Genomic DNA, 25,800 nt, shown 5'->3' on the forward strand with positions numbered 1-25,800 from the left:
AGTTTTTATGCTCAGCCTTCGCCCTACAGCCACATTGATCACCCTCGGCGCCTTCGCGCTGGCCAGCGCCCCTGCTCTGGCAGACGACGTTCATTACAACCAGGTGTCGGTGCGTGCAGAGGTCAGTCAGGAGGTCCAGCGCGACCTGATGACTGTCACGCTCTACACCGAATCGCAAAACACCGACCCGGCCAAGCTGGCGGCTGGCATCACTGACACGCTGAACAAGGCCCTGGGCGAGGCCCGTCAGGTCAAGGACATCAACATCCGTCAGGGCAGCCGCAACAGCTACCCGGTTTACGACGACAAGGGCCAGAAAATCACCAGCTGGCGCGAACATGCCGAGCTGCGCCTGGAAAGCGCCGACTTCGCGGCTCTGTCCAAACTGACCGGCGACCTTCTGGGCGGGGACATGAAGATGGGCGGCATGGACTTCTCGATCTCCAACCCCGCGCGCAAGGCCAGCGAAGACACGCTGCTCAAAGACGCCGTCAACGCCTTCCGCGCCCGCGCCAAGCTGGTCACCGACGCGCTGGGTGGTACGGGTTACAAGCTGGTCAACATGAACCTGAACACGGCGGGCTACCCGCAGCCTTACCTGCGCGCGCCAGTGATGATGATGAAGGCTGAGCGCTCTGACGGAGCGCCGACGCCTGACGTGGAAGCGGGCACCAGTCAGGTCACCGTTACCGCAGACGGCATCATCGAAGTCGCCATCCCTTGATGCACACGGCGGCAGCCGGGGGTTGCCGCCTTTTCCCTATCCTGCTGTATCGGTTTTACCGAACTGTAAATCGTTTTTTTTTCAAACAGCAGTGCCCCTCTCCTACGCAGCCCAGCGATACGCCTGATTTTATCCCTCCCCGCAATCCCTAGACTGACCTCAGCACGTTACATGCGCCAAACCGGTGGCCTCCAAGCCGTCCAGCGACGGGCTTAAGCCCCGCCAACACGTTTATTCAAGGAAGAAACTCATCATGTCTTTTCAGGCTACTGCCCTAAAACCGCTCGATCTCATCGACGAGCGTCTGCACAGTACATTCGCACTCGACACCCTGACTGAGGTCGCTCGCAGGTTCAGTCCTGAAGCCTTCGTCAAGGCCATGCGGAACGTCTTCGGAAGCGACATTCCCGTTCCTGCCTACGGGACGCTACGTGAACGCCTTCTGGCCGGCGCGCTGGAGAATCCGCCATTAGTGTTGGTAGATGGCCTCGGTTACGCCGCAGATTATGACAATCGCGACCGCGTCATCCGCATCGACTGGGGGTTCTACGTCAGGACCGGGCACGGTGCAGACACCTCCTGGCTGCTGGACGCGCTTTTCCACGAATTTGGTCATCATCTCGATAACGTCCTGCGCACCGATTTGCGGAACACACAAACCGGCGATCAGCCAGTGATAGCCCCTGATGCCGAGGGCGAGGAAGGCCTGCGCTTTTCGTACTGGTTGGCGGGCGTCGCCAAGTTTCCAGCCGACGACGTTATGATTGCCTGCGGCTTCAGCGGCTATGAAGACAAGACCTGCGAAGTGAGGCTCCAATGGGCCCAGGCAGCGGCCGATATCCAGGCCCGTTATCAACATATCAAAAACGCCCCGGACCATTGCCACCTGCACCCTGATCGCGAGGCATTTGAAGCGGGCGACGGGGACAAGCATCATCAAACGCACCTGCAAATTGAAAAGGTCCTCGCTGGACTGGCCTTTTCGGACAACGAGCGCGAGGCGGTGTATTTCGGCAACTGGCTGCGCGACTACTCTCAACTGCTGGACCCAAAGATTGTTCGCGCTACAAACATGCCCAAAGACTTTCCCGATGTCCTTTCCCGGGATGCGCTGACGCGAATCGTCGACGTGTTGTCTATCAAGCGCTTCAAGGGCATCCGAGCCCTGGGGCCCGAGCATTTCACCGTGACTCCGCAGATCCTTGGCGTCTACCGACCGAGCGAGCACATTGATAATCCGAAGGTGACAGACGTCAACGCAGCCGACCCTCGCCGCCGAGACGCTGATTTTGAACCGCTCGTGTTCGAGGGAGATTCGCTGCTGGAGGTCGACCGCGACACGTCAATGAAGCGGTACATCGCACGATCAGTTGCGTTCATGCAGGCTGAGCTTGAGTTTTCGATGAAAGAGAACTGCAGCGCCCCGGGCATGCGTGCCTTCGGCTCGGCCCTGCATGTGCTTGAAGACTTCTTCGCTCACTCGAATTTCATCGAATTGAGCCTCATCAAAAACGGCCATACCGCCGTACTTCCGTGGACCTCCACTGCTGACTGCAAAGCCGGGCTACCACTCGTGACCGGGATGTTCGGACCTACCGACGTATTGGCCAGCCTCGCAGGCCCGCTGGGAGACGTTCTTTTCTCCACGGAAGACGTGACTTACATGCCCATCAAGCGCGGCGATCGTAGTCCTCGTGAACAAGTGCTGCTTATTCTGTTGGAGGAACACCACAACCCACGGTATCTGGAGATTTTCGAGGAATACCTCACGGCGCGGGACGAATGGGTGGATCTACCCTTCGTCGAGTTCCTGCAACGGTCCGCGCTTTATCTGAAAGGGCTGTCAGCGGTGGTGGGCAATGCCTCCGGGATCATCATGAAAGATATGATGAAATTCCTTGGCGAGCACATCGACGACTGGCAAACGCGTTACGGTCAGGACCCTCATCAAAACGGCTCGACGGACCCCACCCACTCGCAGCTGGCGAAGGACCATGCCGAGCATCCGCTTCATTTGCTGGCGGCCTCACTGGCATCTGACGCGGTAGAGCAAGTCGCCAAGGCAATGGTTTCCTACTGGAACGGCGATGCAGGTGCTGACCCCATTGCCGTCGCAACGGCCTACTTCAAACATCCGCAGGATTGCACCTGGCAGGACGCTAAAGTCATCCGCTGGGCCCGGGATAACACTGTCGATTTGCGCCGCAGTGAGTCGAAACAGGAGCTCGAAAGCGTCGCCAGAAATCTTGCTCGCTCTGGGAGGAAAGCCTTGGACCAAATGGAAAAGGACAGCCAGGCCTACCTTAAATTTCTGCGAGGCGAATTCCTGGACCGAAACTCACCTTTCTGGTTTATCCAGAGCCTCACACCCGCAGGCCGCCTGAGTCGGAAGGTATTAGCGTATTTGGGTCTGATCTGACCCGCGATTCTGCTTTCCTTTTCGCATAGCCTCAACTGTGCGGCACTTCGCGCTGTCTATCGTCTATCAATAGTCGGGGCAGCGTGAATGCCGCCTCATTTATTTGGGATAAGCAAGAGGTTCTCATGGGAAAGACGTTTCAACCCCTGCTACTCACAGCAGCCATGCTGGTCTGCGCGCCAATGGCTCAAGCGGCCAGCACGCTTGTTTACTGCTCAGAAGCCAGTCCTGCCGGCTTCGATCCCAGCCAATACACCAGCGGCACCGAGTTCGACGCGTCAGCAGAAACAGTTTTCAATCGCCTGACGCAGTTCAAGCGCGGCGGCACTGATGTCGAGCCGGGTCTGGCAGAGAAATGGGAAGTGTCCGACGACGGCTTGAACTACACCTTCCATCTGCGCAACGGCGTGAAATTCCACACCACGGATTACTTCAAGCCCACGCGCGATTTCAATGCGGACGACGTGCTGTTCACCTTCAACCGCCTGCTCGACCCCAATGACCCCTTCCGCAAAGCCTACCCGTCGGAGTCTCCGTACTTCACCGACATGGGCATGAACACCACCATCAAGCAGGTCGAGAAAGTCGACGATCAAACGGTCCGCTTTCATCTCAACAATATTGATGCAGCGTTCATCCAGAACCTGGCAATGAGCTTCGCCTCTATTCAGTCAGCAGAATACGCAGCGCAACTCATCAAGCAGGGCAAGGCCGGTGACATCAACCTCAAGCCGATCGGCACCGGGCCGTTTGTGTTCAAGCGCTATCAAAAGGACGCGCAGATTCGCTACGTCGGCAACAAGGATTACTGGAAGCCTGCGGATGTGAAGCTCGACAACCTGATCTTTTCGATCACTACCGATCCGGCCACCCGTCTGCAGAAGCTAAAGACCGGTGAATGCCAGATCAGCGGGTATCCCCGCCCGCAGGACATCGAAGAAGCGCAGAAAGACCCCAATCTCAAAGTGCTGAGTCAGGCCGGGTTCAACCTGGGTTTTCTCGCCTACAACGTGACCCACCCACCGCTTGATCAGCTGAAAGTCCGTCAGGCGCTGGACATGGCGATCGACAAGCCGGCCATCATCAAAGCGGTCTATCAGGGTGCCGGACAGCTGGCCCAGAACGCCCTGCCCCCTGCGCAGTGGAGCTTTGATCCGAAGATCAAGGACGCGCCACACGATCCGGAAAAAGCCAAACAGCTGCTCAAAGAGGCGGGTATCGCACCCGGCACACAGATCAACCTCTGGGCCATGACCGTACAGCGGGCGTCCAACCCTAACGCGCGGATGTCGGCGCAGATGATCCAGGCGGACTGGGCGAAGATTGGCATCAAGGCGAACATCGTCAGCTACGAATGGGGCGAGTACATCAAGCGCGCCAAGGCCGGGGAGCATGACGTGATGATCTATGGCTGGACCGGTGACAATGGCGATCCGGATAACTGGCTCGGCGTGCTGTACAGCTGCGCGGCAGTCAATGGCAGTAACTACGCCAAGTGGTGCAACCCCGGTTACGACAAACTGGTCACCCAGGCGAAACTGACCAGCAACCGCGACGAGCGGATCAAGCTGTACCAGCAGGCACAGAACATCCTGAAAAACGATGTCCCCATCACCCCGATTGCCAATTCCAAGGTGTTTCAACCGATGCGTAAGGAGGTTCAGGACTTCAAGCTCAGCCCGTTCGGTCTGACGCCTTTCTACGGCGTGAGCCTGTCTAAATAATCGGCTGAAACCAACAGCGAAGTAACACTTGTTGACCGAAGCGGGTGCAATCGCCACGTTGCGATGCACCTTTTTGGGGCGACAAAGATATCGATATGCGACACGCAAACGTTCAACAGCGTCAGAAATTACAGTTATGCGACATTCGTGTACGTTCGTGCCACTGTTTGTCACCCGTCTGGCGCCAACATCTTGCTTTGGGTATGGCGCCTGCATAAGTATCCGCGGGACCGGCTCAAAAGGCCGTACCCTCAATCAAAAAATGACAACAACTGAGGCCACCATGCTCAAAAAAGCGGTCATTCCGTTTCTTCTCGGCGCAGGTTTGATCGCCAGCGCTCCCTTCGCCCATGCAGCATCGAATCTGGTGTTCTGCTCCGAAGGCAGCCCTGCTGGTTTCGATCCAGGTCAATACACCACCGGTACCGACTTCGACGCTTCGGCCGAAACCGTTTTCAACCGTTTGAGCCAGTTCGAACGTGGCGGCACCGCTGTCATTCCAGGTCTGGCAACCAGCTGGGACGTTACCCCGGACGGCCTGACCTACACCTTCCATCTGCGTGAAGGTGTGAAGTTCCACACCACGCCTTACTTCAAACCGACCCGTACCTTCAATGCCGATGACGTGCTGTTCACGTTCAACCGCATGATCAACAAGGACGACCCGTTCCGTAAGGCGTACCCGACCGAATTCCCGTACTTCACCGACATGGCGATGGACACCAACATCACCAAGATCGAGAAGGTCGACGATCACACCGTCAAGATGACCCTCGGCACGGTAGATGCTGCGTTCATCCAGAACCTGGCAATGAGCTTTGCCTCCATTCAGTCCGCTGAATACGCTGCTCAGTTGCTCAAGGAAGGCAAGCCGGAAGACATCAACCAGAAGCCGATCGGCACCGGTCCGTTTGTTTTCAAGAGCTACCAGAAAGACTCCAACATCCGTTTCACAGGGAACAAGGATTACTGGAAGCCTGAAGACGTCAAAGTCGACAACCTGATTTTCGCCATCACCACCGACGCTTCGGTTCGTGCGCAAAAGCTGAAGAAGGGCGAATGCCAGATCACGGCTTACCCGCGCCCTGCCGACCTCGCTCCGCTGAAGGCCGATGCTGCGTTGAAGATGCCTGATCAGGCGGGCTTCAACCTGGGTTACATCGCCTACAACGTGATGCCGAAGATCAAGGGTGACGACAAGCCGAACCCGCTGGCCGACCTGAAAGTGCGTCAGGCGCTGGACATGGCTGTCGACAAGAAAGCCATCATCGACGCGGTGTACCAGGGCGCGGGCCAACTGGCGGTCAACGCCATGCCGCCAACCCAATGGTCCTATGACACCACCATCAAGGACGCACCGTACGACATCGCCAAGGCCAAGGACCTGCTCAAGCAGGCCGGCGTCAAGGAAGGCACCGAGATCACCCTGTGGGCGATGCCGGTTCAGCGTCCTTACAACCCGAACGCCAAACTGATGGCCGAAATGCTCCAGAACGACTGGAAGAAAATTGGTATCAACGCGAAGATCGTTTCGTATGAGTGGGGCGAGTACATCAAACGCGCCAAAGCTGGCGAGAACGGCGCAATGCTGATTGGCTGGAGCGGCGACAACGGTGACCCGGACAACTGGCTCGGCACCCTGTTTGGCTGTGACGCCATCAACGGCAACAACTTTGCCAAATGGTGTGACAAGCCTTTCGACACCTTGATCCACCAGGCCAAGGAAACCACCGATCAGGCCAAACGCACAGAACTCTACAAGCAGGCTCAACATCTGCTTAAAGACGCGGTTCCGATGACTCCGATTGCTCACTCGACTGTTTATCAGCCGATGCGCAAAGAAGTTCAGGACTTCAAGATCAGCCCATTTGGTCTGAACTCCTTCTACGGCGTCAGCGTCAGCGGCAAGTAACACTTCAATATGACTGACCGGTCGCGTTGCCCATGGGCAATGCGACCGCGCTGTCATGTGCGCGATCATTAAACGAAAGTGAATATCGTTAGATGAGTAATGGTTTGCCGACAGACCTTGCCTACTAACAATAAGTACTTTTCCTACACACTTTGAAGCATGTGCAACTATGGACTGGCTGGCGTCAGAGACATACCTTCTGATAAGCCGAAATGCATTCGTCGTTCAGATTGAACATCGGGGTGTTATCCAGGCGTCGACCGTCCATTTGCGCAAACGATTGCCACGGATCTAAACAGGCACTCGTCTCAACGCGTCAATCACGATAAGGAATATCATGCGTTCGAATATCGTTATGCCATCATTGATTACAGCCGGTCTTCTCGTCTTGACGCCTGTCACCCAGGCCGCCAGCAAGAGTCTGGTGTTTTGCTCGGAAGGCAGCCCGGCCGGTTTTGATATCGGGCAGTACACATCGGGCACCGACAATGATGCAGCCGAACCGATCTATAACCGTCTGGCCGAATTCGAACGGGGCCAGACCAGTGTGGTACCTGCCCTGGCGACAAGTTGGGACATCTCGCCTGACGGGCTGACTTACACGTTTCACCTGCGCGAGGGAGTGAAATTTCATAGCAACAAGACGTTCACGCCGACCCGCGACTTCAACGCCGACGATGTGCTCTTCACCTTCAACCGCATGCTGCAAAAGGACCACCCTTTCCGGGTTGCGTACCCGACAGAGTTTCCTTACTTCACCAGCATGGGTCTGGACAAAAACATCAAGTCGGTGGATAAAACTTCGCCAATGACGGTGGTGTTCACGCTCAACAAAGTTGATGCGGCATTTATCCAGAACATTGCGATGAACTTCGCATCGATTCTTTCGGCTGAATACGCTGACAAACTGATGGCCTCGGGTAATGTGCGCGATATTAACCAGGTGCCCATCGGCACCGGTCCGTTCGTATTCCAGCGGTACCAAAAAGACTCGCAGATCCGCTATGTCGCTAACAAACAGTTCTGGGATCCGAGCCGGATCAAAATTGATCAGTTGATCTTTGCAATCAATACGGATGCCTCGGTACGCATTCAAAAACTCAAAAAAGACGAGTGCCAGGTTACATTGAATCCGCGCCCCGCAGACGTGGAATCCATCAAGGCTGATAAACAGCTGCATGTCATCGAAAAACCGGGCTTCAACCTCGGCTATATCTCCTACAACGTACGTCACGCGCCACTGGACAACCTGCAAGTGCGCCAGGCCCTGGACATGGCCGTGGACAAGAAAGCGATCATCGACGCGGTGTATCAAGGCGCCGGCCAATTGGCCCAGAACGCCATGCCGCCAACGCAATGGTCCTACGACGACACAGTGAAAGACGCCCCTTACAACCCCGAAAAAGCACGGGAGTTGCTGCGCGCCGCTGGCGTCAAGGAAGGCACCGAACTGACGCTGTGGGCCATGCCGGTCCAGCGCCCTTACAACCCCAACGCGAAGTTGATGGCCCAGATGCTCCAGGCGGATTGGGCGAAAGTCGGTATCAAGGCCACTATCGTCAGTTACGAGTGGGGCGAATACCTCAAGCGCAGCAAAAACGGCGAGCACGACATCTCGTTGATTGGCTGGACCGGTGACAACGGTGATCCGGACAACTGGATGGGCACGCTGTACAGCTGCGCGTCCATCGGCGGCAACAACTACTCCATGTGGTGCGATGAAAAGTATGACGCGTTGGTCAAGGCTGCCGTCGCCACCGCTGACAAGGACCAACGCATTTCACTCTACAAGCAAGCCCAGCACTACCTGAAGGAACAGGTGCCTATCACACCGATTGCCCATTCCACGGTGATCCAGCCAATGCGCAAAGAAGTGCAGGGCTTCATGGTCAGTCCGTTCAATCGCAATAACTTCTCCGGCGTCAGTATCGCCGAATAATTCAAAAACATGCCGGGGGCGCCACAACGCCCTTTGGCATTGCTTTATCCGCATTTAAGCGGGTAGGCAAACAATGGCCCATGAGGCCGCACCATCGAGCGGGCTACACCATAAAAAGCCCGCCTCTAAAAAAGCAGTAATCGGGAGCTTCATAACGTGAAAAAAGCCAGCACCGCTGTATTCGCCTTATCCGTCCTCGCACTCAGCGTTGCGGCCCAGGCAGAGCCAACCAGTCAGGAATTCGTTCCGACCACACTGGCCCCCAACAACGCCCAGAGCGAAGCGAAGGGCTTTCTGGAAGACTCCAAACTGACCGGTTCGACCAAGAACTGGTACGCCAACGAACTGCTGCGTCGGGACGGCGAGTTCACCCGCAAAGAGAACGGCGTTGTCGTTGACAGCGACCCGCGCCGTATCAACTGGGTACAGGGCACGATCGTTGATTACACGTCGGGCTTCACTCAGGGCACTGTCGGCTTCGCCACCCAGATGGCGCTTTACAACGCTGTTGCACTGGACCGCGACAAAGACGACCTGATGGGCGGCGCCAACCGTACGCTGACCGAAAACAACGGCGACCCGGTCGGTCAGTGGAGCAAGTTGGGCCTGGGCAATATCAAGGCGCGCGTCTCCAACACAACGTTGACCGCTGGCCGTCAATCGATGAACACCCCGGTGCTGGCTTACATCGGCAACCGTGCGCTGCCTTCAAGCTTTGAAGGTGTGAGCGTTCAGAGCGACGAGTTCAACAACATCTCGATCCAGGCCGGCAGCTTTGATCGCGTGTCGCCGCGTACCGAGCAGAGCCTGACCAAGTTCCGCTCCGAGTACACCAACAACACCGCCACCGCCGATCACGTTGACATGGCAGGCGTCGATTACAAGCCATTCAAAAGCCTGACCACCAGCTTCTATGCCTCCAATGTTGAAGACTTCTGGCATCAGTACTACTTCGCCTTCACCCATGAGATGGGTGACACCGACGTGCTGGGCTTGAGCACCAACCTGAACTACTACAAGACCAAAGATTCCGGCAAGAAGAAGATGGGTGAAATCGACAACGACACCTACAGCCTGTCGTTGACCGCCACTCACAAAGCGCACAGCTTCAGCATCGCGTACCAGGAAGTTGAAGGCGATACTTACTTCGACTACCTGCATGACACCAACGCCATCTTCCTGGCCAACTCCCTGCTCTCGGACTTCAACGGCCCGAACGAGAAGTCGGTCCAGTTGAGCTACCTGCTGAACATGGCGGACTACGGCGTGCCAGGCCTGAAGTTCAACATTTACCAGGCTCGCGGTTTCGACATCGACGGCACGCACTACAAAGGCACCGCCTACGACGTCTCGAAGATGGACGACGAGAACCACTACGAATATGGTGTCGGCACTTCGTACACCCTGCAGTCCGGCCCGCTCAAGGCGTCGACCATGCGTGCTACGTACACCACCCACCGCGCGAGCGAAAACCAGGCTGATGGCAACATCAACGAGTTCCGTCTGGTGACCACCGTTCCGTTCAACATTTTGTAATCAGCGCTATCGATCAGGCATCGGGCTGCCGTTCTTATCGAACCAAGTAGCCCGAAACCGACTCATCTATGGCTTCATCACTTGCGGAGTGCGTTACTTGAAATCGACATTCAAACTCGCAACATTGCGTGGCGCAGTCGCCATGGCGCTGTTCAGCGTCGCAGTCGGCGTTTCGGCCAAGCCTCTGGTGGTCTGCACTGAAGCCAGTCCGGAAGGTTTCGACCCTGCGCTCTACACCACGGCCGTGACCGCTGATGCTTCGGCGGAAACCATCTACAACCGTCTGGTGGACTTCAAGCCGGGCTCAACCGAGATCGTTCCCGCGCTGGCCGACACCTGGGAAATCAGCGATGACGGTCTGACCTACACGTTCCACCTGCGCAAGGGCGTCAAGTTCCACACCACCGAATACTTCAAACCAACCCGCGACATGAACGCCGATGACGTGGTCTGGAGCTTCCAGCGTCAACTGGACCCCAACCACCCGTGGCATAAACAGTCGCCGGTCGGTTACCCCTATTTCGAGAGCATGGGTTTCAAAGAGCTGCTGAAGAGTGTCGAGAAGGTCGACGACAGCACCGTCAAATTTACCCTGACTCGCCGTGAGGCGCCGTTCCTGGCTGACGTGGCCATGGCATTCGCCTCCGTCTACTCGGCCGAGTACGCCGATCAGTTGCAGAAAACCAACAAGACCGACAACCTCAACAGCCAACCCATCGGCACCGGTCCGTTTGTCTTCCAGCGCTACGCCAAAGATGCTCAGGTGCGCTTCAAGGCCAATCCGGATTACTTCCGTGGCAAACCGCCGGCTGACACGCTGATCTTCGCCATCGCCACGGATAACAACGTGCGCCTGCAGAAACTCAAGGCCAACGAGTGCCAGATCGCGCTCTACCCCAAGCCTGACGACATCCCCAGCATCAAGAAAGATTCCAACCTCAAGGTCGACGAGCTGAACGCGATGACGACCGCGTACATCGCCATGAACACGACCCACAAATTCATGAGCGATGTGCGAGTGCGCAAGGCGATTGAAATTGCCTTCGACAAAGAGGCTTATGTCAACGCGCTGTTTGGCAAAGGCAACGCAACCGTTGCGGTCAACCCCTACCCGGATACCCTGCTCGGTTACAACAAGACGCTGAAGAACCCGGCGCATGACCTGGACAAGGCGCGAGCGTTGCTCAAGGAAGCCGGCGTGCCGGACGGCACTGTGTTGACACTGTTCACCCGCAACGGCGGCGGGCCGACCAACCCCAACCCGATGCTCGGCGCGCAAATGATGCAGGCCGACCTGGCCAAAGTCGGCATTAAGTTAGATATACGCGTCATGGAATGGGGCGAAATGCTCAAACGTGCCAAAAACGGCGAACACGACATGGTGTCCGCAGGCTGGGCAGGTGACAATGGCGACCCTGATAACTTCCTGACCCCGAACCTTAGTTGCGAGGCCGCCAAAAACGGCGAAAACTACGCGCGCTGGTGCAATCAGAAGTTTCAGACGCTGATCGATCAGGCCCGGGAAAAAACCGACCCGGCCGAACGTGCCGCGCTTTATGAGCAGGCCCAGGCAATCTTCAATCAAGATCTGCCCTGGATCAGCATGGCTCACACCAAGATGTTCACTGCAATGCGCAACAACGTGGAGGGTTACCACATCAGCCCTCTCACCACTAATAACTTCGCTACCACCCAAGTGAAGTAGAAGAAGAATCCGGCGGGCTCTGCTACCCAGAGAACCGCCGGGACCTGATGAGGTACACGAGAAGATGTTTAGTTTTATCGCTCGCCGAGTGGGGTTGCTCATACCCACCTTCTTCGGCATCACCTTGCTGACCTTCGCACTGATCCGTCTGATTCCGGGCGACCCTGTGGAAGTCATGATGGGTGAACGCCGGGTCGATCCGGAAATGCACGCCCAAGCCATGGAACGTCTTGGCCTGAACAAACCCCTTTATGCGCAATACATCGATTACGTAGGCAAACTCGCCCATGGCGACCTGGGCGAATCGCTGCGTACGCGCACGAGCGTGTGGTCCGAATTCACTTCGCTGTTCCCGGCAACACTGGAACTGTCGATTGCGGCGCTGATTTTTGCAGGCATTCTCGGGCTGCTGGCCGGGGTCATTGCAGCCTTGAAGCGAGGGTCCCTGTTCGACCATGGGGTCATGGGTATCTCCCTGGCGGGGTACTCGATGCCGATCTTCTGGTGGGGCCTGATCCTGATCATGTTCTTCTCGGTATCGCTGGGCTGGACCCCGGTATCGGGTCGTATCGACCTGCTGTACGACATTCCTCCCAGAACCGGTTTCATGCTGATCGACACCTTGCTCAGCGATGAAGAAGGCTCGTTCATGGACGCCCTGCGTCACCTGATCCTGCCGGCCATCGTGCTGGGCACCATTCCGTTGGCGGTCATCGCCCGGATGACACGCTCCTCGATGCTCGAAGTCCTGCGTGAAGACTACGTGCGGACCGCCCGTGCCAAAGGCCTGTCGCCGGCGCGCGTGGTGTTCGTTCACGGTCTGCGCAACGCGTTGATCCCGGTCTTGACCGTGTTCGGCCTGCAAGTCGGCACACTGCTGGCCGGTGCGGTTCTGACCGAGACTATCTTCTCCTGGCCGGGCATCGGCAAGTGGCTGATCGAAGCCATCGGCGCCCGCGACTACCCTGTCGTGCAAAACGGCATCCTGCTAATCGCCTGCCTGGTGATTCTGGTCAACTTCGTGGTGGACATCCTCTACGGCTTTGCCAACCCACGCATTCGTCATCAGCGCTGAGATCCTTTTTATGAGCACAACTACTCCCGTAGTAGCAGTCGATCAAAGCCTGCTCTACCCGTCTGTCTACAAAGAGTTCTGGCAGCACTTCTCGAAGAACAAAGGCGCCGTGGCCGGTCTGGCATTCATGCTGGTCATCGTGTTTTGCGCCCTCTTCGCGCCGTGGGTCGCCCCCCATGACCCAAGCGAGCAGTACCGTGATTTCCTGCTGACCCCTCCGGTCTGGCTGGAAGGCGGGCAATGGCAGTTCCTGCTGGGCACCGATGAACTGGGCCGCGACTTGCTGTCACGCCTGATTCAGGGCTCGCGCCTGTCGCTGCTGATCGGTTTGTCGTCGGTGGTCATGTCGCTGATTCCCGGGATTCTGATGGGCCTGTTGGCCGGCTTCTTCCCGAAAATCCTCGGTCCGACCATCATGCGTCTGATGGACATCATGCTCGCACTGCCATCGCTGCTGCTGGCTGTGGCGATCGTCGCAATCCTCGGCCCTGGCCTGATCAACACCGTCATCGCCATTGCCATCGTGTCGCTGCCGTCTTACGTACGTCTGACCCGCGCCGCCGTGATGGGCGAACTGAACCGCGATTACGTGACCGCTGCGCGCCTGGCCGGCGCTACCCTGCCGCGCCTGATGTTCATCACCGTCCTGCCCAACTGCATGGCACCGCTGATCGTCCAGGCAACGCTGAGCTTCTCGTCGGCCATCCTTGACGCCGCCGCGCTGGGTTTCCTCGGTCTGGGCGTTCAACCGCCAACGCCTGAGTGGGGCACCATGCTCGCTTCGGCCCGCGACTACATCGAACGCGCCTGGTGGGTGGTGAGCCTTCCGGGTCTGACCATTTTGCTCAGCGTGCTGGCAATCAACCTGATGGGCGACGGTCTGCGCGATGCGCTGGACCCGAAACTCAAGAACGCCGCCTGAGGACGTCCGAATGTCTCTTTTAAACATCAAGAACCTCAACGTGCGCTTCGGCGACGCCACGGCCACGCCGGTCGTAGACGGCCTCGACCTGACGGTCGACAAGGGCGAAGTACTGGCCATCGTGGGCGAGTCGGGCTCGGGTAAATCCGTGACCATGATGGCGCTCATGGGCCTGATCGAGCACCCCGGCGTAGTGACCGCCGACGCGCTGGTGTTCGACGGCAAAGACATGCTCAAGCTCAATTCGCGTCAGCGTCGGCAAATCGTCGGCAAAGACTTGTCGATGGTCTTTCAGGACCCGATGACCGCGTTGAACCCCAGCTACACCGTGGGCTTCCAGATCAAGGAAGTGCTCAAGCAGCACCTGGGCCTGTCCGGTCGCGCGGCTCACCAGCGCGCACTCGAACTGCTGCAGAAGGTCGAAATCCCGGGCGCAGCACAGCGTCTGGACGCCTATCCGCACCAACTCTCGGGCGGCATGAGCCAGCGTGTTGCTATCGCGATGGCCATTGCCGGCGAGCCGAAACTGCTGATCGCCGACGAACCGACCACGGCGCTGGACGTGACCATTCAGGCGCAGATCATGGACCTATTGCTGGCCCTGCAAAAAGAGCAGGACATGGGCCTGGTCCTCATTACTCATGACCTCGCCGTAGTGGCTGAAACCGCACAGCGGGTCTGCGTGATGTATGCCGGCCAGGCTGTTGAAGTCGGTCAGGTTCCTCAACTGTTCGACATCCCTGCGCACCCTTACAGTGAAGCGCTGCTGGCAGCGATTCCCGAGCACAGCATGGGAGCGGCGCGCCTGTCGACGCTGCCAGGCATTGTTCCCGGCCGCTATGACCGTCCAAGTGGCTGCCTGCTGTCACCGCGTTGCCCGTATGTCGAAGAAAAATGCCGCCAGCAACGCCCGGCCCTTGATCCCAAAGTACAGAGCCTGGCCCGTTGCTTCTTTCCGCGTAATCAGGAGGTGGCGTAATGAGCGAAATCGTACTCACCGCTCGTGACCTCACTCGTCACTATGATGTGTCCCGTGGGCTGTTCAAGCCGCACGCAACCGTGCGTGCGCTCAACGGCGTGTCGTTCGAACTCGAAGCTGGCAAGACACTGGCTGTGGTCGGCGAGTCCGGCTGCGGCAAGTCCACCCTCGCCCGCGCTCTGACGCTGATCGAAGAGCCTTCATCCGGTTCGCTGAAGATCGCCGGCCAGGAAGTGACCGGCGCCACCAAGGCGCAACGCAAGCAGCTGCGCAAAGACGTGCAGATGGTGTTTCAAAGCCCGTATGCATCGCTCAATCCGCGGCAGAAGGTCGGTGATCAACTGGGCGAACCCCTGTTGATCAACACCAGCCTGTCGAGTGCCGAGCGTCGCGAGAAAGTGCAGGCGATGATGGCGCAGGTCGGCCTGCGTCCCGAGCACTATCAGCGCTATCCGCACATGTTTTCCGGCGGTCAGCGTCAACGTATCGCGCTGGCGCGGGCGATGATGCTGCAGCCTAAAGTGCTGGTGGCCGATGAACCGACGTCCGCGCTCGACGTGTCGATCCAGGCCCAGGTGCTGAACCTGTTCATGGACCTGCAACAGGAGTTCAATACCGGTTACGTGTTCATCTCCCACAACCTCGCGGTGGTGCGTCACGTCGCCGACACGGTGTTGGTGATGTACCTCGGCAAGCCAGCCGAAATGGGTCCCAAGGAAGAGATCTATAACCGTCCGCTGCACCCCTACACTCAGGCGCTGTTGTCAGCGACTCCGACGATCCACCCGGACCCGTCGAAGCCGAAGATCAAGATCGTCGGCGAGCTGCCCAACCCGCTGAACCCGCCGTCTGGTTGCCCGTTCCACAAGCGCTGCCCGTACGCGACAGAACGCTGCGTCACGGAAGTGCCGGAACTGCGCCTGGTAGACAACCGCCACGTTGCCTGCCATTACGCGGAACAGTTTGTGGTGTGATGGTCGAGTAATGAAAAGGCCGTTGCGTGTGAGCGTAACGGCCTTTTTTATGGGTCGGAGTTGGTTACCCAGACAACTGGCCGCTCGTAGTGCCTGCAAAACAACAGCTTGCTGGCGCCCAACCTGTAGGAGCCGGCTTGCTGGCGAATGCGGTGGGTCAGATACGAATATCTCGACTGAAACACTGTGTTCGCCAGCAAGCCGGCTCCTACGAATGTAAATCGCCCGGCCACCTCGACCCTGCAGCCACCGTTGACTCCTCCACGCGCAGGGCCTTGCGCTCGTTTCAAAGCTCATCAAGCATCAGCATCATTGGAAGCGCCGACCCTCTAGCTGAGCACAAAAATCCCCTGTAGGAGCCGGCTTGCTGGCGAATGCGGTGGGTCAGCTACGAATATCTCGACTGAAACACTGCGTTCGCCAGCAAGCCGGCTCCTACAGAGTAGTGCGTGGTATCAGAGGAACTGCGGATCCGAAAGCTGCACGCACCCCACTTCGCTTCGCTTCTTCGCAATCACAACCGCAGTCGCAATCGCCGGCTCAGTCGCAGCCGCATTCGCAACTGCAACCGCAACCGCAGTCACCGCCGCACTTGATCAATACACATCCCGCCGATAACGGCCCTGCTCGATCAAGTCCTGAACGGCGCGGTCACCCAGTAACGCTTTCAACGTTTCGTCAACGCCAGCGGCCATGCCTTCCAGACTGCCGCAGATGTAGATCACAGCGCCACCATCCAGCCAGTGACGCAGCTCATCAGCGGCCTCGCGAAGACGATCCTGCACATAGACTTTTTCGGCCTGATCCCGGGAAAACGCAAGATCCAGACGCGCCAGATCACCCCTCGCCAGCCAGCCGTTGAGCTCATCGGCACAATAGAAATCGTGGGCTGCGTTGCGCTCGCCAAAGAGCAACCAGTTGCGCTGCTCGCCCGCTGCAATCCGGGCTTTCAGCAAGCTGCGCAAGCCCGCCAAGCCGGTACCGTTGCCGATCAAAATCATCGGCGCCGATTCGGCCGGCAGATGGAAACCACTGTTGCGACGCACCCGCATACTGATCGCGCCGCCGACCTGAACATGCTCGGTCAGCCAGCCCGAACCCAGCCCGAGAGTGCCATCAGGATGCAGCTCCTGGCGCACGATCAGCTGTAACGAGCCGTCTTCGGGGATCGACGCGATCGAATATTCGCGCATGGCCAGCGGCACCAATGCGCCTACCAATGCCTGTGCATGCAAGCCCACCAAGTGACTGCGGCTTACCGGTAGCTGACGCGTGCTCAAGGCTTGACCGAGCGTCTCACTCAACCCGTCCACCACCACCACCAATGTGTCAGCCGTGATTCCCAGCCCTGAAAGAAACTGCTCGACCGCAGACGCTGGGTTACGCGGTAATACCTCAACCAGATCGCCGGCCTGCCAAAGCGTCGCCTCTTCACCCGCTAACCCAAGCAAAAACACCTTCGAGCTTGCGCTCCCCGGGTTCAGCCATTCTCGGGCCACAAGTGTCCAGTTCTGATAATCCGGCGCTTGCCAGATCGTCGCCGGCGTCGAACCCGTCAACTGGCCCAACTGCTGTTGCCAGCGTTGCAGCGCTGCACCGTCGCCGCTGTCCACTTCCACCGGGTCGAACAGCGTGCGACCGCCACGCTCCGCGAGCCAGCCATGCAGCCGGTGAGAGAACCCGCAAAACTGTCGATACTGGCGATCGCCCAGTCCAAGCACCGCGTAGTTGAGATTGCCAAGCGCCAGCGGCCGGCCCAGCACTTTGCGCTCAAACCCCCGAGCGCTGTCCGGCGCCTCGCCGTCACCGAACGTACTCACCACGAACAACGCGTTCTGGCTCTGATTCAGATCCTGCTCGGTGATGTCGCCCAGACGCTGCACCTTGACCGGCATACCGGCGGTTTGCAGCTGGCTCGCCGTCTGCCAGGCGAGTTGCTCGGCGAATCCGCTCTGGCTGGCAAAGCCGATCAGCCATGCCGCACCCGGCTCACCTGCCGGCGCAGCGACTCCACCTCGGGCATTGCGAATCCCGCGCTTCTTGCGTCGGCGGTCCAGGTACAGCAACCAGCCGGTGACGAAGAACAATGGCATGAGCAATGAGGCGACGGTCGCGATAATCCGCCCGGTCAGCCCGAAGTAGCTGCCGGTATGAATCGCGTAGTTGCTGATCAACAACTGCGCGCCCAGGCTTTTCTCGGTGTAGCGCGACACGGCCTTGAGCTCGCCGTTGGCAGGGTCCAGGGTGATCTGGTTCAGCGCGCGAGGGTGCGGAGCGGATTTGAGGATGTAGAACACCGTCGCCATCTGTCCCGGTGCCTGCGGCATGCGCAGGTTGTAGGTTTTCAGATCCGGCCCTGCCGTGCTCTGAATGGTCTGCCAGATCGCGTCGTAATCCGGTGTCGAGCTGGCAACCGTAGTTTCTTTGGTAGCGTCTTTTGTAGGTGCAGGCCGCGGGCCACCGCCACCACGGCGCTGCTCGCCTGCCACCGGCGCATCACCGATCAGCCTGGTCATGCCGTTGCTGAACCAGTCGTAAGACCACATCAGCCCGGTGATCGCCAGAATCAGATAGATGAACAGACACCAGGTACCGAACACCGAGTGCAGGTCCCAATTGAAACTGCGTCCCTTCTTCGCCCAGTCCATGGTCAGCCATACGCGCCAGTTAAGGGGCTTGCGTGGCCATCGCAGGTACAAACCGGACAGGCAGAAGAACACCAGAATCAACGTGCACGCCGCCGTGACTTGCTTGCCGTATTGGCCAGCCGCAAGGAAGCGATGAAGATTCAGGATGAAACCGAAAAAGTCCTGACCGACCGCATCTTCCGTGAACTCGCCGGTGTAGGGATTGAAGTTGTGCATTTCGCCACGGCGCTGGCCGGGTGCTGGCTTGAACCAGACCTGAGCGATTCTGTCGCCGTCGGCATCAATGCGGAACATGCCCACGGTGTCCTTGCCTTGAGCTTCGACTGTGCTGACCATCTCGGCCAACGACAGCTGGCGGGCCTGGGGCTGCACGAACAGGACATCGGAATTGAGCGCGTCGAGTATTTCTTCTTCGAACGAATACAGCGCGCCCGTGATTCCCATCAGGGCGAGCACCAGTCCCGCCGTGATCCCGAAGAACCAGTGGACTTGAAACAGGACTTTCTTCAACACCCTCGACACCTCGTTAACCCGCTACGGCGCGCATTATGCGCACAAACGGCAAACATTCTCATCTGTAGCTGATTCTTGATGCAGAAACCGTGGGAGCGAGCTTGCTCGAAGAGGTGGGTACATCCGCTGGATATCCAGCGGCCGAGCGTCCGCCTTCGCGAGCAAGCTCACTCCCACAGGTACTGACACGCCACCACCGCGCGGCCAGGGCGAATTCTGTAGGAGTGACAGGTTCGCCTTCAGATCAAAAGTGGAAGCTGGCGCTCATCAACGCCGTACGGCCAGCAGCCATGTGGGCGTAGTGGGTGGTGAACACCTGGTCGTAATAACGTTTGTCGGTCAGGTTCTGCACGTTCAACTGCAGGTCAACGTTTTTGGTCAACGCGTACGTAGCCATTGCGTCGTAGCGCCAGTAGGACGGCACTTCCACCGAGTTGGCTTCGTTGCCGAAACGCGAGTCCACAAACGTCGCGCCACCACCAACGGTCAACTTGGGCATCAGTTCGTAGGTCGACCAGAAATTGAAGCTGTTACGTGGCGTGCTCGGCATGTGGTTGCCCTCGTCCGCCTTGCTGGTGGCTTTGACGATCTCGCTCTCCATGTACGTATAGCCGCCGTAGACCTTCCATTTGCCGGTGATGTTGCCGCTGTAGGTCAGCTCCAGACCGTCGACGCGCTGCTCGCCATCCAGCACCTGGAACGTCGCGTTGTCCGGGTCATTGACCCGTGCGTTGGTCTTCTCGGTGCGGAACAGCGCGGCGGTCAGCGACAGGTTGTCGTCGAAGAAGTCCCACTTGGTGCCCAACTCGTAGTTGCGGTTTTTTTCCGGATCAAGATTGGCGTTGTTCGCGGCGATTTCCAGGCCGCCGTTACCGCTGGTCTCACCCGAGGGGTTGCTGGAGGTGGACCATGCGGCGTAAATGCTGCCGTTTGGCAACGGTTTATAGGTCACGCCGACCTGGTAATTCCACAGCTGACTGGTGTTCTCGCGCTTAAAATCACCGGCCACCGAGCCGCGACCACCCGTGCTGTAGCCACTGGAGCGAACGTCGTAATCGTCATACCGCAAGCCGAGGTTCAACGACCATTGCTCGTTGAATTTCAAGGTATCGAAGACATAAGCCGCACTGGTTTTGGTGTCGGTGTCGGTGTAGGCCTGGCTGTCGGTAATGGTCCCGTTCCAGTCATCTTTTGGCGATGGGTTATACAGGCTGGTGCAGTCGCCTGAAGCCAGCAGCCCCGCGTTACAGGTAGAGCCAATGGCGCCGCCCCGGGCGTTGGTTACGTTATAGGCGCGGTTATGGGTGTCTTGATAGGAGAACTCAATGCCGGTGACCAGGCTGTGCTCCACGAAACCGGTGTTGAACTTCGCCTGCAGGTCGGTCTGGTTGACGAAGCCGCTGGACGTGGAGTTGCGGCTCTTGGCGGAGCGCGAAACCAGGCCGTTGGCGACGTTGCCACGGCTGTCGTCCGGGTTGGTGACGATGTAGTCCAGCGTCGAACGCGACATACGGAAACTGTTGGAAATGGTCAGGTTCTCGTTGAGGTCATGCTCGATGCGGAAGGTGCCGCTGTCGTTGACGCTCTTGCGATAGTCCCGGTCGGTCAGGCCATAGAAGTTGTTTTCGTTGACGTGGGCCGGCTTGTCGACCACGTATTTGCTGCGGCCCGGGGTGCTGGTCAGCGGAATGCCGTAGTCGGGCATGTCGTCGGTCGAAAGGTGGTAGTAATCGAGCTTGACCCGTGTGTCCGTGCCCAGCCCGAAGGCGAACGACGGTGCAACGCCCCAGCGGCTGTTGTCGACGTCGTTGCGGCCGGCGACGTTGGCGTCGTGTTTCATCAGGTTCAGGCGGAAGGCCGCGGTATCCGTGATCTGCTTGTTGACGTCCACGGTGTAGCGCTGGGTCTGGTCCGAACCAAAGGTGTAGCCGCCGTTGTAAGCGTCACCCAAGTGCGCGCCCTTGGTGATGAGGTTCAGACTGCCGCCGGTGGAGCCTGCGCCCGTGAAGGCAGAGCCCGGGCCTTTGCTGACCTCGACCGATTCGATGTTGAAGATTTCGCGACTCTGCGCCGCTACATCGCGCATGCCGTCGATGAACACATCACTTTCTGCGTTGAAACCACGAATGATCGGTCGGTCGGCGTTCGGGTTGCCGCCCTCCCCCGCGCCAAAGGTGATGCCCGGCGTAGTGCGCAGCGCGTCGGCCAGACTTGTGGCGGCCGTGTCCCGGATCACTTGCTGCGGAATGACGGTCACGCTTTTAGGCGTTTCGCGCAGCGGAGCGGTGTACTTTTTAGACGCTGACTCCTCGGTCTTGTAAGCCGTATCGACCCGTTCGCCATCGATGTTGGTGGCGCCCAGATTCAGCGCGTTATCCGGTGCCGGTTCGGCAGCCTGCGCCATATGGCCGGCCGACATCGCGGCGATGGCGACACCTACCGCACCGACAATGGAACGCTGAGAGTGTGCAGAAACGGGTTGAGCTTGGCGCGGCATTTTCCTTCCCCAAGGAAACAGTAAGGCGGCGGAATATAAGTGAGACTCTTTCGCATTCGCAGAAAACTTACATTCTTTACACTTTCCCATTACTCATTTTTCACATCGATCCATTCACGCGCGCCTAGAGGTTTTACACAGCCAATAAGAATCACTACCATTCGCCCTCTCCAGCTCGCCCTCTCTTCCTACGGATCGCCAATCATGCTCCTACATATCCCAGGCCTGTTTTCACCTGAGGAGGTGCGTCGCATCCGACTGGCGCTGGAGGAAACCGAATGGGCCGATGGCAAGATCACCGCCGGCCACCAGTCGGCGAAGGCCAAGCACAACCTGCAGCTGCCGGAGGGCCATCCGCTGGCCGTGGAAATTGGCGCTGCGCTGTTCGAGCGCTTGTGGCAGAACCCGCTGTTCATGTCCGCCGCCCTGCCGCACAAGGTTTTTCCGCCGTTGATCAATTGCTATACCGGCGGCGGCAGTTTTGATTTCCACATCGACAACGCCGTGCGGCAGGCTAAAGGCCTCGCCGAACGGGTGCGCACCGATCTGTCATCGACGCTGTTCTTCAGCGACCCCGACGACTACGACGGCGGCGAGCTGGTGATTCAAGACACTTTCGGCACCCGCCAAGTGAAATTGCCAGCGGGTGATTTGCTGCTCTATCCGGCCACCAGCCTGCACAAAGTCAACCCGGTCACACGCGGCGCGCGGTACGCCTCGTTCTTCTGGACCCAGAGCCTGGTGCGGGACGATGGGCACCGCACGCTGCTGTTTGAAATGGACGCGGCGATCCAGCAACTGAGCCGCGATGTGCCTGATCACCCCTCGCTGCTTCAGCTCACCGGCACCTATCACAATCTGCTGCGGCAGTGGGTCGAGGTCTGAATCATGACCTGGAACCTGCGACGTGAAGAAGAGGTGCTCAATGGCGACCAGTTACGCGCCATGCTTGAAGACAGCCCGGCGAGCGCCGCCCGAGCAATCCTGATCGCAGCCCAGGCGCAGATCGTCGACGCGCAGGCGCTGCTCGGGCAAATATTGCTGGATGGCACCGGCATTGAACGCGACCCGGCGCTGGCGCTGGTGTGGTTCCAGATTGCCGCGCGCAACGGCCATGCCATGGCGCACAACATGGCAGGCCGTTGCTACGAGCATGGCTGGGGCTGTGAAGCGGATGCCGCCAAGGCCGCGGAGCATTACCGGCTCGCCGCAGAAGCGGGCCTTGACTGGGGGTTCTATAACTACGGCAACCTGCTCGCCACTGGCCGGGGCGTGAACAAGGATCAGGCGCGCGCCCTGGCGTGCTATCGCAAAGCGGCGGACCTGGGACACGCCAAGTCAATGAATCTGGTGGGCCGTCATATGGAAGAAGGCCTTTGCTGCGAGCAGGATTTGCCTGCGGCGCATGAGTGGTATCGACGCTCGGCTGAAGGTGGGGATTTTCGGGGGCAGTTCAGTTACGCAGGTTTGCTGGCGACTAAGGGGAGGATTGAAGAGGCTGTTTCGTGGCTGCGCCGCGCGTTAAGCATGGGCAACCTGAACTTCTTAAGGGTCAGCCGCGAGCATCTGCTTGCATTGCCTGATCCAGCTATTCGGTCACTGGCGCTGGAATATTACCAACGCGCGGCGATGATTGGGGACTCACTGGACGTTGCCCAATATCAACAACTAACGAGGCAGCTCGAAACATCAGTGTCAATCGCCGAAGAGCAGCACCCTGCTCGGGATTAAATGACCTGATATTTCAGCCCGAGTGCTAATCCCCGGAAACTCAAGACCTGAGCACCCGACAACTTTTACGAGCGGAACCTTCCTACAGACACAGACCACTTTTCTGTTTTGACGAACAGCGGAGCGCAGCATACTCTTCAATGGTGCAGACAACTTTCGCAAGCAGGAAGTTGTCAGGACAACGCACTGCACTTTCACTCATCATTAAAGGATTAATGATAATGACCCAACATGAATTCCAGGTTGCGGACAACGCCGCAGTTGAGCCCGCTGCTCTAATTGGCGCGGCAGCAGACTCATCCCACGACACTCGGGATACTGGTCTGATCCTGACCAAAGATGACATTAAAAACCTGAGAAAATACGAAATCGCTGGCCTCGCTCTGCCCACTGCTCTGAACGATGTTATTACTTACCTGGGTTATGAAACAGGCGCCGGTCACGAACTGGAAGCGGTTGATTTCCAAAAAACATTTGAACTCATACATGGTCACGCCAGCCTGTGGAATCCGTTGCGCAACGACTTGTTAACGGTGAACGATCAACTGGTTATGTTTGCTGGTCTGATGCAGGTGTACGGCGAGAGCATTATCGAGGTGTTGGATGGTATTCGAGCCTTGACGCTTGCCGAGGAGCACGACATCAAGTCATTAGAGGAACTACGGCAACTCGAAAGCCAATGGGACCACAAATTCCCCGAAATCCATCCAGTCGACCGTGAAGATCTTGGGGCGTATCTGGATGACATTTTGAAGCAAGTGCGCGTACAGGAAGCCGAGGCCCAGAACATCAAGAAAAGACTCGACGCTTTCGGTTTTGATCTTCCGAACAAAGTCGGAGCGGCCATCTCCCTCAAGCTGTCGGCCATCAATAAAAACACGCTCGGCGTAGAGGTCAAGGCACTGCAGACCGCCATTGATGAACGGGCAGCGGAAATAGAAAGGCGCAACAAGGAGTACGACCACCTGGTCAAAGAGGCCATTTCAAGCATCGCTGGGGGTGGCGGTCTGATTATGATGATCTACTCCAGCGTCAAGGCTGAGGACGTCCGCACGAAACGTAACGACCTACGCGCGACGCAAGAACGTGACATCCAAGCCATGGATAAAAAAAACAGCATCCTCGGGTCACTTAACCGAGTCCGCAATGATCTTCAAAATCTGGGCATCGTCGTGTTGGACGCAGACATCGCGACGAAGAACCTCATTACCATGTGGAACGGCCTGAACACGTTCATCTCTCAATCCAGTCGAGCCATCAACGACATCAACGACGCGCTGTTACTGCGCAGATTTAGCCATCAATTCAAGCTCGTCGTCCGTCCCTGGAAGAACATCGAAGTTGACGCTCAAAAATTACGTGACGTATTTGCGGCCGCAGATCGTGAAATTCAAGAAGAATGGAAATCAGCATGAATAACATTAGCGCATTCCCCTCGCACATTGAGTACCCAACGATTGATGTCGCCATACTTCAACAGGCTCGAAAAGAAGCCAGAGGCGCATCGATCGAAGTGCAGGTCTTATTTGCAAAGACAGATTATCTGGAAGCATTGCATTCCCGCGTAACCAACGTGGACAACGCCATGGCCGCCGCGCAGTTCAAACTTACTGAAACTGCTCAATCCTTGGATATGAATATAACTGCCTTTATCGAGACGCTGCGGATCTATCAATCGGAGCTTGAAGAGGTGCCTGGCAGTGAAAGGCAAGAGGTTCTGGAGGATATTGCCAAGGTGGTCTCCGACATTCTCAGCACTGTGCGCAAAGAGAAGTCAACGCTGGACAGTACTTACACGCCTATGACCGCCGCTATAGACCGGACGGAGACCGGCAAGTTTTTGGTTCAGATGGCGGTAGATATGCAACGCTTGCCTGATGACGTGCTCGATATCGAACAACGAAAGCAAGCCCTAAGCGTGAAACGTGAAACCCTGACGCAAGCGATGACTGTCATGGAATCTAAAGGGTTCGCTGAGATCGGCAAGGAAACCCTTCTCAATGCGCAAGCGATCTCGACCCTGACAACGGCAGGCCCTGAAGCGGCGATTCTCACCACTGCGATCGAGCTGGCGCAGCAAACCATGCAAAAAGTGGAGTCGTTCATCAGTTACAACGGTATGAGGGAAGCCAGGAACGTGATTGGCAAGCAGATGGAGGTTCTGACACAAAGCATCCAAGATAAAAATACAGAGTTGCGAATGGTGGAAATGAAAGCAGAGCTGATCAAGCAGAGCCACACCTTCGAAGAACAGCGACTTCGCTACACCGCCGAGTTTTCCAAAGTCAGCGCTGCCGCACAGTCCTTTGTCACCACATACCGAGCGGTCGATGCCCAAAACGAGGCTGTCGTCGGCCAGTTTGTCGTGGATGCGCAGCAGCTGGCAAGGTACATGAACGCACTGACCTGACCGAGCGAAGTCACCGCTGATCAAGCCACGTCAATATTGAACCAGCGTTGCAGGTACGGTCACTTCAACGGCCGTACCTGCTTTATGCTTAC

Annotated in this window: 17 protein-coding genes; 15 read left to right on the forward strand and 2 right to left on the reverse strand. The window is 57.8% G+C overall.

Annotation, left to right across the window (positions count from 1 at the left end):
• Window positions 1-7 precede the first annotated feature (7 nt).
• The 11 genes from LT42_RS11945 to LT42_RS11995 all read left to right on the forward strand — a co-directional run bounded on the left by LT42_RS11945 (window position 8) and on the right by LT42_RS11995 (window position 15,909).
• Window positions 8-724, forward strand: coding sequence for an SIMPL domain-containing protein (locus LT42_RS11945; RefSeq protein ID WP_037012625.1), 717 nt, complete (start codon window positions 8-10; stop codon window positions 722-724).
• A gap of 184 nt (window positions 725-908) precedes the next feature.
• Window positions 909-3,143, forward strand: coding sequence for an HET-C-related protein (locus tag LT42_RS24890; RefSeq protein WP_152597631.1), 2,235 nt, complete (start codon window positions 909-911; stop codon window positions 3,141-3,143).
• A gap of 125 nt (window positions 3,144-3,268) precedes the next feature.
• Window positions 3,269-4,867 carry an ABC transporter substrate-binding protein gene (locus LT42_RS11955; protein WP_037012626.1) on the forward strand — a complete coding sequence of 533 codons (1,599 nt, stop codon included), beginning with the start codon at window positions 3,269-3,271 and terminating at the stop codon, window positions 4,865-4,867.
• 283 nt (window positions 4,868-5,150) lie between these two features.
• The gene (locus LT42_RS11960) at window positions 5,151-6,779 is read left to right on the forward strand and encodes an ABC transporter substrate-binding protein (protein WP_037012627.1); all 1,629 of its coding nucleotides are present in this window, start codon (window positions 5,151-5,153) and stop codon (window positions 6,777-6,779) included.
• 355 nt (window positions 6,780-7,134) lie between these two features.
• Window positions 7,135-8,718 carry an ABC transporter substrate-binding protein gene (locus LT42_RS11965; protein WP_420806901.1) on the forward strand — a complete coding sequence of 528 codons (1,584 nt, stop codon included), beginning with the start codon at window positions 7,135-7,137 and terminating at the stop codon, window positions 8,716-8,718.
• Between the two features lie 156 nt (window positions 8,719-8,874).
• Window positions 8,875-10,254, forward strand: coding sequence for an OprD family porin (locus LT42_RS11970; RefSeq protein WP_037012631.1), 1,380 nt, complete (start codon window positions 8,875-8,877; stop codon window positions 10,252-10,254).
• 142 nt (window positions 10,255-10,396) lie between these two features.
• Entirely contained in the window at window positions 10,397-11,959 is a 1,563-nt protein-coding gene (locus tag LT42_RS11975) for an ABC transporter substrate-binding protein (RefSeq protein ID WP_037012633.1), read from the forward strand.
• Window positions 11,960-12,023: 64 nt separating this feature from the next.
• Window positions 12,024-13,034, forward strand: coding sequence for an ABC transporter permease subunit (locus tag LT42_RS11980; protein WP_037012635.1), 1,011 nt, complete (start codon window positions 12,024-12,026; stop codon window positions 13,032-13,034).
• A 10-nt stretch (window positions 13,035-13,044) separates the two neighbouring features.
• Window positions 13,045-13,956, forward strand: coding sequence for an ABC transporter permease subunit (locus LT42_RS11985; RefSeq protein WP_037012637.1), 912 nt, complete (start codon window positions 13,045-13,047; stop codon window positions 13,954-13,956).
• Window positions 13,957-13,966: 10 nt separating this feature from the next.
• On the forward strand, window positions 13,967-14,935 hold the full coding sequence (locus tag LT42_RS11990; RefSeq protein ID WP_037012639.1) for an ABC transporter ATP-binding protein: 969 nt from the start codon (window positions 13,967-13,969) through the stop codon (window positions 14,933-14,935).
• Entirely contained in the window at window positions 14,935-15,909 is a 975-nt protein-coding gene (locus LT42_RS11995; protein ID WP_037012641.1) for a peptide ABC transporter ATP-binding protein, read from the forward strand. The genes LT42_RS11990 and LT42_RS11995 overlap by 1 nt, the downstream gene beginning before the upstream one ends.
• Before the next feature lie 596 nt (window positions 15,910-16,505).
• Here LT42_RS11995 and LT42_RS12000 read toward each other — a convergent pair.
• Entirely contained in the window at window positions 16,506-19,067 is a 2,562-nt protein-coding gene (locus LT42_RS12000; RefSeq protein ID WP_037013284.1) for a PepSY domain-containing protein, read from the reverse strand.
• Between the two features lie 247 nt (window positions 19,068-19,314).
• A complete protein-coding gene (locus tag LT42_RS12005; RefSeq protein WP_037012642.1) occupies window positions 19,315-21,567 on the reverse strand; it encodes a TonB-dependent receptor in 2,253 nt (750 codons plus the stop codon).
• Between the two features lie 204 nt (window positions 21,568-21,771).
• Between LT42_RS12005 and LT42_RS12010 the strand changes: the two genes are divergently transcribed.
• From LT42_RS12010 to LT42_RS12025, 4 genes are all read left to right on the forward strand, one after another.
• On the forward strand, window positions 21,772-22,452 hold the full coding sequence (locus tag LT42_RS12010) for a Fe2+-dependent dioxygenase (protein WP_037012644.1): 681 nt from the start codon (window positions 21,772-21,774) through the stop codon (window positions 22,450-22,452).
• A gap of 3 nt (window positions 22,453-22,455) precedes the next feature.
• A complete protein-coding gene (locus tag LT42_RS12015) occupies window positions 22,456-23,298 on the forward strand; it encodes a tetratricopeptide repeat protein (protein WP_052075234.1) in 843 nt (280 codons plus the stop codon).
• Window positions 23,299-23,519: 221 nt separating this feature from the next.
• Complete coding sequence (locus LT42_RS12020) at window positions 23,520-24,713, forward strand: alpha-xenorhabdolysin family binary toxin subunit A (protein ID WP_037012646.1); 1,194 nt, start codon at window positions 23,520-23,522, stop codon at window positions 24,711-24,713.
• The gene (locus tag LT42_RS12025) at window positions 24,710-25,708 is read left to right on the forward strand and encodes an alpha-xenorhabdolysin family binary toxin subunit B (RefSeq protein ID WP_037012648.1); all 999 of its coding nucleotides are present in this window, start codon (window positions 24,710-24,712) and stop codon (window positions 25,706-25,708) included. The genes LT42_RS12020 and LT42_RS12025 overlap by 4 nt, the downstream gene beginning before the upstream one ends.
• Window positions 25,709-25,800 lie beyond the last annotated feature (92 nt).

Source organism: Pseudomonas lutea (genome assembly GCF_000759445.1).
In the GTDB taxonomy this organism is placed as follows: domain Bacteria; phylum Pseudomonadota; class Gammaproteobacteria; order Pseudomonadales; family Pseudomonadaceae; genus Aquipseudomonas; species Aquipseudomonas lutea.